8 protein-coding genes are annotated in these 9,178 nt (G+C 55.3%); 5 read left to right on the top strand and 3 right to left on the bottom strand.

The features are described from left to right. Positions 1-81: 81 nt before the first annotated feature. The gene (locus PN477_RS02670) at positions 82-594 is read right to left on the bottom strand and encodes a pentapeptide repeat-containing protein (RefSeq protein ID WP_272120779.1); all 513 of its coding nucleotides are present in this window, start codon (positions 592-594) and stop codon (positions 82-84) included. A gap of 181 nt (positions 595-775) precedes the next feature. On the opposite strand from PN477_RS02670, the gene PN477_RS02665 reads away from it, so the two are divergent. The 3 genes from PN477_RS02665 (at position 776) to PN477_RS02655 (ending at position 3,935) form a co-directional block, all read left to right on the top strand. Beyond that, the gene (locus PN477_RS02665) at positions 776-1,993 is read left to right on the top strand and encodes a DUF389 domain-containing protein (RefSeq protein WP_272120777.1); all 1,218 of its coding nucleotides are present in this window, start codon (positions 776-778) and stop codon (positions 1,991-1,993) included. A 75-nt stretch (positions 1,994-2,068) separates the two neighbouring features. After that, a complete protein-coding gene (locus PN477_RS02660) occupies positions 2,069-2,611 on the top strand; it encodes a TRAP transporter small permease subunit (RefSeq protein WP_272120776.1) in 543 nt (180 codons plus the stop codon). Next, a complete protein-coding gene (locus PN477_RS02655) occupies positions 2,595-3,935 on the top strand; it encodes a TRAP transporter large permease (protein ID WP_417158738.1) in 1,341 nt (446 codons plus the stop codon). Before PN477_RS02660 ends, PN477_RS02655 begins: the two co-directional genes overlap by 17 nt. 131 nt (positions 3,936-4,066) lie before the next feature. Here PN477_RS02655 and blaOXA read toward each other — a convergent pair whose 3' ends face one another. Together blaOXA and fabG are read right to left on the bottom strand one after the other, a co-directional pair. Continuing rightward, positions 4,067-4,921 (bottom strand): class D beta-lactamase, encoded by an 855-nt coding sequence (blaOXA, locus tag PN477_RS02650; RefSeq protein ID WP_272120773.1) that lies wholly within the window; start codon positions 4,919-4,921, stop codon positions 4,067-4,069. Positions 4,922-5,058: 137 nt separating this feature from the next. Further along, positions 5,059-5,823, bottom strand: coding sequence for a 3-oxoacyl-[acyl-carrier-protein] reductase (gene fabG, locus PN477_RS02645; protein WP_272120771.1), 765 nt, complete (start codon positions 5,821-5,823; stop codon positions 5,059-5,061). A gap of 196 nt (positions 5,824-6,019) precedes the next feature. On the opposite strand from fabG, the gene trxA reads away from it, so the two are divergent. Both trxA and PN477_RS02635 read left to right on the top strand, forming a co-directional pair. Continuing rightward, positions 6,020-6,343, top strand: a complete 324-nt coding sequence (gene trxA, locus PN477_RS02640) for a thioredoxin (protein WP_272120769.1) — start codon at positions 6,020-6,022, stop codon at positions 6,341-6,343. A gap of 87 nt (positions 6,344-6,430) precedes the next feature. After that, entirely contained in the window at positions 6,431-9,163 is a 2,733-nt protein-coding gene (locus PN477_RS02635) for a UPF0182 family membrane protein (protein WP_272120768.1), read from the top strand. Positions 9,164-9,178: the final 15 nt, after the last annotated feature.

Raw genomic sequence — 9,178 nt, 5'->3', positions numbered from 1 at the left:
TCCCCCTTATCCTAACTTTCCTACAGGACTAAGTCAACCCTGTAGGATTCGCTTCGCTCAGTTTTCTTTGTTGGTCAAAATTCATCTCACCGTTAAGCCTTCGGCTATAACGGGAGTCCTCTTTTGACACTTGAGATAGAGATACGCCCGGCTGAAATTCGCCCCCGAAAGATCCGCCCCGGCAAAATTCGCCCCCATACAGCTTGACCCCAGCAGCGTCGCCCCGGTCAAATTCGCCCCACTCAGGTCACAGCCCAACAGTTTAGCCATCACCAAATACCCTTCCCTGAGTTCCGCCCCCATCAAGCTGGCCAGATTTAACACCCCATAGCTAAGGTTAGCGCGAGTCAACTCCGCCATACTCAGATCACTTTGGCTCAGGTTTGCCTGTTCAAAATTCGCCCCGTCTAGGATTGCACTATTGAAGCTCGTGTTATTGAGTTCGGACTGTTGAAACGAAGCCTCCGTGAGGTCTGTTTGGATGAAGGCGCTGTGGGTGAGTGTGGTATGGCTGAGGTCAATCTGAGGCAGCGTTAAGTCACAAAAATCCCGTTCTCCGTCGGCGTAGCGTTGCAAAAGCGTTTGGCGATTCATGAGTGTTTCAGAATACCGATTGCATGGGTAAAGAGGGGCAACCCTGACGTTGAACCTAGTGTAGTCTGTCTCTTGGGCAAAGTTATCAAAAATCTACTGTACAGTGGGTCAGGACTTACCCCTAAGGTTGTGCCGTCAACAACCCCACCCACAACGGGATGGGGTTTCTCGGAGGAAGATCATGAAACCATCCATGACCCATTATTTTGCTGCCTTGCGTCGGTTTTTGCCGCGTCCAGTGTCTCTTGAGCAGGGCCGCAACCTCCATCGGGAATTGACCGTAGAGGCGACCTGGTCAACGAATTTTGTGGTGCTGATTATTAGTTCCTGTGCGATCGCCACCTTCGGCCTGATTAGTAACAGCACGGCGGTGATTATTGGGGCGATGTTGATTGCGCCGTTAATGTTACCCCTGCGGGCCTTTGCCTTCGCGGCTCTAGAGGGGGATCTGGATCTGCTGAAGCGATCGCTGTTTTCGATTGTGGGGGGGACGCTGTTGGCCGTGGGGTTGGCGATGGTGATTGGCCTCGTCACGCCGATTCCGTCCTTTGGTTCAGAGTTTCAAGCCCGGGTGCAGCCCAGTTTAGTGGATTTAGGGATTGCCCTTGCCGCTGGGGGGATTAGCAGCTTTGCCAAGGTGCGCGATAGCATTAGTGATGCTCTGGCGGGGACTGCGATCGCCGTTGCCCTCATGCCTCCGATCTGCGTCGTGGGTCTGTCCATCGCCAAAGCCTTCGATACCCCCAGCTTTTGGGTCTTCAGTCAGCAAGCCATGCTCCTCTATCTCACCAACTTACTGGGGATTGTGCTTGCCTGTATGTTGGTTTTCATTCTGGCGGGTTATGCCGAAGTGAGCCACTCGATTACCTGGGCGATGATGTCCGTGGCGCTCTTGTTCATTCCCTTGGGGGCAAATTTTATTTCCCAAATTCGTCAAGCCCGCGTTGAAGACTACATTCGCACCCTGGTGGTTCGCAACACTGTCACCATTGGGCAGCAGGATGTCACCCTTGTGGATACGCGGATTGACTGGGGGGCCAAGGTTCCCATCGTCTATCTCAATGTGCAAGTGTCGAGTAATGTTGTCGAGGGCATTACGGCGAAACAGGTGCAGGAGGTGCAACGGTTTATCAGTCAGCAGGTGGGCCGTCCGTTGAAATTGGTGATTTTTGTCAGTCGGGGGCAAACGGTGACCGAAGACGGCGTGAACGAAGCGATCGAAGATGCGGCTCCGTCGGCCATTGATCGCGATCGCCCCCTCATTCCCGACTCTAGACCCCTACCCACCCCATCCCCCAGCCCCGTAACCGAGATCCTCATCCCCGAAAAATTCGCCGATCCATCCCTGCCCACCCTGCCAGAGTCTGAGCTAGACAGCCCCCCCGCCGAAGCGAATTAAGCCCGCCACTCGCGCCAGTTTGGGCCGATCCCCTCCTTTGCGGTAGATTAATGGACATTCTCTCGTGGTGTGGTTATGCTGCCTCAACGCTTGACTGCGATCGCCCGCCGCCTCGATCACCTCAATGAGTGGGTGGGGCGTTTTGCCGCTGGTCTCGTGCTGATCATGGTCGGTGTGGGCGTTTGGAATGTGGTGGGTCGCTACCTCGGACGCTTCATCGGGCAAAACCTCACCTCCAACGCCCTGATCGAAATTCAATGGTATCTCTTCGATCTTGTCTTTCTCCTCGGCGCAGCCTACACCCTCAAGCACAATGACCATGTGCGCGTCGATGTGCTTTTCAAACGCTGGAGTCCGAAAACCAAAGCCTGGGCCAACGCGATCGGGGTGGTGTGTTTTCTCATGCCCTTTTCCCTATTGGTGATCTATTTTTCCTGGTCAACAGTGGTGAATTCCTGGGCAATTTGGGAAATGTCCCCCGATCCCGGCGGTTTACCCCGTTATCCGATTAAAACCATGATTTTAGTCAGCTTTGCCCTGTTAATCATTCAGGGATTGGCCGAATTGTGTCGTGCGATCGCCGTCATCCTCACCCCGGAGAATCACCATGGGCTATGACTGGCTCGGCCCCGCCATGTTCATCGGTGCGCTCGGCTTTCTCGCCCTGGGCTACCCCGTCGCCTTCTCCCTCGGTGGGGTAGCGATTTTATTTGGTGCGATCGGCATCGGCTTAGACCTCTTTAACCCCATGCTCATGGCCGTCATGCCCCAGCGCATCTTCGGCATCATGGCCAACTACACCCTCCTCGCCATCCCTTACTTCATCTTTCTAGGGGCCATGCTCGAAAAAACCGGCATCGCCGAACGCCTCCTCGAAACCATGGGGATTCTCTTCGGTCGGCTCCGGGGTGGACTCGCCCTCGCCGTCGTCGTCGTCGGCGCACTCCTTGCCGCCTCCACCGGCGTTGTGGCCGCCACCGTCGTCGCCATGGGCTTAATCTCCCTACCGATCATGCTGCGCTACGGCTACGACAAACGCCTCGCCACCGGCATCATCGTCGCCTCCGGAACCCTCGGCCAAATCATCCCCCCCAGCGTCGTCCTCGTCGTCTTGGGGGATCAACTGGGCATCTCTGTCGGGGATCTCTTCATCGGCTCCCTGATTCCAGGGGTGATGATGGCGGGAGCCTTCGCGATCTACGTGTTGATCCTCGCTTGGGTGCGCCCCAGCCTCGCCCCCGCCCTGCCGGAATCCGTGCGCACCTTTGCCCCAGGGGAACTGTGGGCGCGAGTGGTGAAAGTCATGCTCCCGCCCTTGGGGTTAATCCTGTTGGTGTTGGGGAGTATCTTCTTCGGGTTTGCCACCCCCACCGAAGCCGGAGCCGTCGGGTCAGCCGGGGCGATGCTCCTCGCCGCGCTGAATCGGCAACTCACCTGGGCCACGGTGCGGCAGGTCTGTGATGCCACCTTACGGATCAGCAGTATGGTGATTTTTATCTTGATCGGTTCGACGGCCTTTAGTTTGGTGTTCCGGGCCTTGCATGGCGATCGCTTCATGTTCGACCTCCTCTCCAACCTCCCCGGCGGTCAATGGACATTCCTCTTTGTCAACCTACTCACCGTCTTCATCCTCGGCTTTTTCATCGACTTCTTTGAAATCGCCTTCATCATCGTCCCCATCTTCGCCCCCATCGCCGAAGCCTTCGGCATTAATATGCTCTGGTATGGCGTGATTCTCGGCGCAAATTTGCAAACCTCATTCCTCACGCCCCCCTTTGGCTTCGCCCTCTTTTACCTACGCGGCGTTGCCCCAGAATCCGTCAGCACCCAAGACATTTATCGCGGTGTCATTCCCTTCATTCTGCTGCAATTATTCGTCCTCTTGCTGATCATCCTATTTCCCCCTCTCGTCACATTTTTACCCAACCTTGGCGGCAGCTAATGTTACGCATTTCGGCCCCACCGCCCCAACAGCTTTGAGTAATAGCAGTAGTGCCAGAGCAATTAGGACAATCAGAGACTCTGGAACAAGGGGCTTAAGCCCCTTGCCTGTCCTAACGAACTTGTCCACTGCTACAAAACACCGAGATCGTGGAATGTGCGGCGGGTGAGTTCGAGGCGGGCGGCTCCGTCTGCGGGGCGGTTGATGTCGATGTTGAGGGCGAAAAAATAGACCGTTTCAGCAGTTTCAAGATAGCCGACGTACCAACCGATATTTTGGACGGCATCATTACCGAAGCCATACCAGCCGGTTTTAGCGCGGATGGTGTAGGTGGGGGTTTTTTCGGCGATCATGATGTCTTTGACAAGGGTTTGCGATCGCGCTGAAAACGGTAATTCATCCTGATACAATCGCCGCAAAAAATCAATCTGCTCTTGGGGGGTGATTTGTAATGTGCCATTGAGCCAAAAGCGATCAATTTCGTCAGGGCCGCCGATGGTTTGGTTGCCGTAGTTTGCGGCGGTGATCCATTGCTGCATTGGGGCGTGACCGGCCCGACGGGCGAGAATTTGGTAAAACCAAACGGCGGAGGTGCGGAAAGCTTCCCGGAGGTTGAGGTCACGATTCCAGGTGGACAGTTCGCGGGGGATGCCGTCCCAGGTGAGAATCGCGAGATCGTTGGCGATCGCACCCGTTTCTAAGGCCACGAGGGAATTAAAAATTTTAAAGGTGGAGGCAGTGGGGAAAGGGGTGGCGTTGCGTTGGGGGTTGTGCTGAAGGATGCGATCGCCCTCCAAATTCTCAATCAAAATCGATCCTTCAATGCCCAACTCTCGAAAATGTCGGCCAGGGTCGCGGGTTTGGGGGTTACCAATGCTAGGGGAGTGGTTGGGATGGGCGAGGCTGGCCGCTGGGATCAATCCATGGAAAGTAATAGCGGTGAGGGAGGCGATCGCGCCCAGCTTGAAAACAGATTTCATCATCATGATATTGGTAAAAATTTTTAAGTGTAGAGCGAGCAATCTTGAGATCAACTGTGCATCTTAGCATCCCATCAACAAGGGGCTTCAGCCCCTTGCCCGTCCCTGACCATATATTCACGCAGGATGGCGCGATGCTAAATCTAAGCCATCACCATGCCGCCATCGACGTTAAACACTTGGCCGGTGATGTAGGCGGCGGCGGGGTCGGCGGCGAGGAAACGCACCATCCCGGCGATTTCGTCCGGTTGACCGTAGCGGCCGAGGGGGATGAATTTGAGGATTTCGTCGCTGTCGAGGCCGTGGGTCATGTCCGTGGCGATGAAACCGGGGGCGACGGCGTTGACGGTGACACCACGGGGGGCGAGTTCCTTGGCGACGGTTTTGGTGAAGCCGATTACCCCGGCTTTGGCGGCGCTGTAGTTAGCTTGGCCGGGGTTGCCCATTTGCCCGGCGACGGAGGCGATGTTAATAATTCTGCCGCTGCGTTGTTTGAGCATGATTTTGCTGGCGGCGCGGGTGGCGAGGAAAACCCCGGTGAGGTTGAGGTCGATGACGGCTTGCCAGTCTTCGAGCTTCATTCGTAACAGCAAAGTGTCGCGGGTGATGCCGGCGTTGTTGACGAGGATGTCGAGGCTGCCCCAGTCTTTTTTCGTTTGGGTGATTAGGGTTTCAATTTGGTCGGCTTGGGCAACATCGGCAAGGGCTGCGATCGCTTCCCCCCCTGCGGCCTGAATCTCCGCCACCACCTGCTCGGCCGCCTCACTGGAGCGGGCATAGTTGACCACCACTTTAGCCCCTTCGCTGGCCAGATGGAGGGCGATCGCTTTCCCGATCCCCCGTGATGCCCCCGTGACAATCGCCACTTTCCCTTGAAGTTTTTGTAATGATTCCGGCAGGCGTTCCATAGTTTTGTCTATCGTTAAAGTCTGTACAGTCTTTAACGATCCCCGAATTTGGCCCCAAAATCAATTTGCACCGTGTCTCCCTCAAACCCCTCACCCAACCCTCGCCCACAGGAGAGGGCTTCGCTCCCTTCTCTCCACGGGAGAAGGGCCGGGGATGAGGGCAAGATCAATTTCTGAATCACCCCATCACGTCACTATGGCTGTTAAAAAACAATTCACCAGTTTTGAAGACCTCCTCACCCAAGCCACTAAGCCCGTTTTAGTGGATTTCTACGCCACCTGGTGTGGCCCTTGTCAGATGATGGCCCCGCTCCTCGAAGAAGTGGGCTACCAAATGAAAGATCAAATTCAAATCGTTAAGATTGACACAGATAAATATCCACAACTGGCGAGCCGCTACGGTATCCACGCCCTGCCTACCCTCGTTCTCTTCAAAAATGGTCAACCCGCCGAGCGCATTGAAGGGTTAATGCAAGGGCCGCAATTGGTGCAGTTTCTCCATCAAGCGATCGCCGCCTAAAGCTCCTGTTGCCCTCATCCCCAACCCTTCTCCCGTGGGGAGAAGGGAGCGAAGCCATCCCCTGTCCCTCATTGGTCTGAAACCCTCGTGCGTTTATCGTCAAAACTGAGTCTTGTTCTCATTGGTCTCGTGGTTGGCATTGTGTTGATCCTGTCTCCCACCGTGCATCTGATTACCGAATGGTGGTGGTATGACAGCTTGGGCCAAGTGCCGGTTTTCATGACGGTGACGGTGGGGCGATCGCTCGCTTGGGGGTTGTCGGCGCTGCTGTTTTTCCTCTGTTTTTGGGGGAATTATCATATTGCCCTCAAACTGACCCGCTACAGTGTGTTCCGGCTCAAGTCGGGACTCTCCCCCGATTCAATGCCGGTGCAAACCTTGGTCAGCATTGGGGCGGTGGGGTTGTCGCTTTTCCTGGCGATTTCCGGGGCGAGTGGTTTTATCGATGGGTGGGAAGTGGTGTGGAAATATTTCAACAGCACCCCCTTTGGCAGTAGCGACCCGATTTTTGGCCAAGATGTGGGGTTTTATATCTTCCAATTGCCCGCCTATGATCAGTTGAAAAATTGGTTAATCTATCTCGTGGTGGGGAGTTTAGCCACCACGGTTCCCGTCTATGTGCTCAAGGGCAGCATTGACGCGGGGCGCGGGTGGCAAAATATTGTGATTGGCCGGGTGAAAGCCCATCTCACCGTGCTGATCAGTGGCTTGGTGTTGCTGATTGGTTGGGGCTATTGGCTGCAACGGTATGAATTGCTCTATTCATCTGAGGGCGTGGTGTTTGGGGCGGGCTATACCGATGCCCACTCGCGGCTGTTGTCGCTGGCGGTGTTGAGTTTGGGGGGGGCGATCGCAGCGGGTCTCCTCTGGTGGTCGTTGCGGCGTAATGGCGTGGCCTTAGCGATCGTGACAGTTACCGGCTATGTGGCGATCGCGCTCCTGTTGCCCACCGTCCTCCCCGCCCTTGAGCAAAACCTCTTCGTTGCCCCCAACGAACTCACCAAAGAAAAACCCTACATCACCCACAGCATCGACCTCACCCGCCAAGCCTACGGCCTCGACCAAATCCAAACCCAACCCTATCCCGTTGAATCAAACCTCAATTGGGACGTACTCAACGCCAACCCCGGCACCATCAACAACATTCGCCTCTGGGACTATCGCCCCCTCCTCAGCACCTACCGCGAACTCCAAGAACTGCGCCTCTACTACAGCTTTCAGGATGTGGACATCGATCGCTACACCCTAGAGCAGAACTATCGCCAAGTGATGCTCTCCGGGCGTGAACTGGACTACAGCCAAGTGCCCGATCGCGCCCAAACCTGGGTGAATCAACGCCTCAAATATACCCACGGCTACGGCGCGGTGATGAGTCCCGTGAATCGCGTCACCCCCCAAGGCCTGCCGGAACTCTTCATCCAAGACATTCCCCCCCAAAGCTCCATCGATATCACCATTGACCAGCCGCGCATCTATTACGGTGAAGCCACGGATGCCTTCATCTACACCGGCATGAGCACCGATGAATTCGACTATCCCAGCGGCGATGAGAACGCCGCCAATCGCTACGATGGCCTGGGCGGTGTGCCAATGCCCACCTTTTTCCATCGCTTGCTGTATGCCATCGATCGCCGCGATTTCAAGGTATTGATCTCGAACTATTTCACCCCCGCATCGCGCATTCATTATCACCGCACGATTCGCGATCGCGTCCAACGCCTCGCCCCCTTCCTTCGCATCGATCGTGACCCCTACCTCACGATCATTGACGGTCGGCTGCAATGGCTGATTGATGGCTATACGATTAGCGATCGCTTCCCCTACTCCGAACCCATTTCCCCCCAATTTAACTACATTCGCAACTCCGTTAAAGTCCTCATCGATGCCTACGATGGCACGGTGCAATTCTTCGTCGTTGATCCCACCGATCCCGTCCTCCAAACCTACGCCAAAATCTTCCCCAGCCTCTTTACAAACGACCCCATTCCCGACAATATTCGCGCTCACTTCCGCTACCCCGTGGATCTTTTCCAAATCCAGGCGCAAATGTATTTGTCCTACCACATGACAAGCCCCGAAGTCTTCTACAACCAAGAAGATTTATGGCGTTTACCCACCCAACTGTATGAAGATACAGAAGAAGTGATGGAACCCTACTATGTGATCATGAAATTGCCGGAATCCGAGCAAGAAGAATTCCTCTTAATCTTGCCCTTCACGCCGGTCAATAAAGATAACATGGTCGCCTGGATGGCTGCCCGCTGTGATGGTGAAAACTACGGCACAGCCTTACTCTATGATTTCCCCAAACAAGAACTCATCTACGGCCCCCAACAGATCGAAGCCCGCATCGATCAAGACTCCGACATCTCCCCACAACTTACCCTCTGGAGCCAAGAAGGTTCGCAAGTCATTCGCGGCGATTTATTGATCATTCCCCTTGAAAATTCGCTGCTCTATGTGGAGCCGATTTATCTCCGCGCCGAACAGAGTGAATTGCCAGAATTAAAGCAGGTGATTGTTGCCTACGATGAAAAAATTGTCATGCGAGAAACCCTAGAAGAATCCCTCGCTGTTGTCTTCGGCCAGCAAACGGCACAGCCCCAAGACACGACCCCCACGGCTGCGGCTTCACCCCCCCAAACGGCGACCCCCTCACCCACGATTACCCCCCTCGCCCAAGGTGCCCTCGAAACCTACCAAGCCGCCCAAGATGCCCTCCAAGCTGGCAACTGGGCCGAATATGGCGAACTCACCCAACAACTCGAAACTCTCCTCCAAGAGTTAAATGATCAGGTTACCCCTCAACCCGCAGAGTAGCGGGGGGGGGGGGGG

The sequence above is a fragment of the Spirulina subsalsa CS-330 genome, from assembly GCF_028330765.1.
GTDB lineage: Bacteria > Cyanobacteriota > Cyanobacteriia > Cyanobacteriales > Spirulinaceae > Spirulina > Spirulina subsalsa_A.
Note: the sequence above shows the minus strand (reverse complement) of the source record. Positions and strands in the feature narration are given on the sequence as shown.

Coding starts and splice junctions, on each gene's coding strand:
- PN477_RS02670 (WP_272120779.1), bottom strand. CDS start 594: ATGAATCGCCAAACGCTTTTGCAACGCTACGCCGACGGAGAACGGGAT.
- PN477_RS02665 (WP_272120777.1), top strand. CDS start 776: ATGAAACCATCCATGACCCATTATTTTGCTGCCTTGCGTCGGTTTTTG.
- PN477_RS02660 (WP_272120776.1), top strand. CDS start 2,069: ATGCTGCCTCAACGCTTGACTGCGATCGCCCGCCGCCTCGATCACCTC.
- blaOXA (WP_272120773.1), bottom strand. CDS start 4,921: ATGATGATGAAATCTGTTTTCAAGCTGGGCGCGATCGCCTCCCTCACC.
- fabG (WP_272120771.1), bottom strand. CDS start 5,823: ATGGAACGCCTGCCGGAATCATTACAAAAACTTCAAGGGAAAGTGGCG.
- trxA (WP_272120769.1), top strand. CDS start 6,020: ATGGCTGTTAAAAAACAATTCACCAGTTTTGAAGACCTCCTCACCCAA.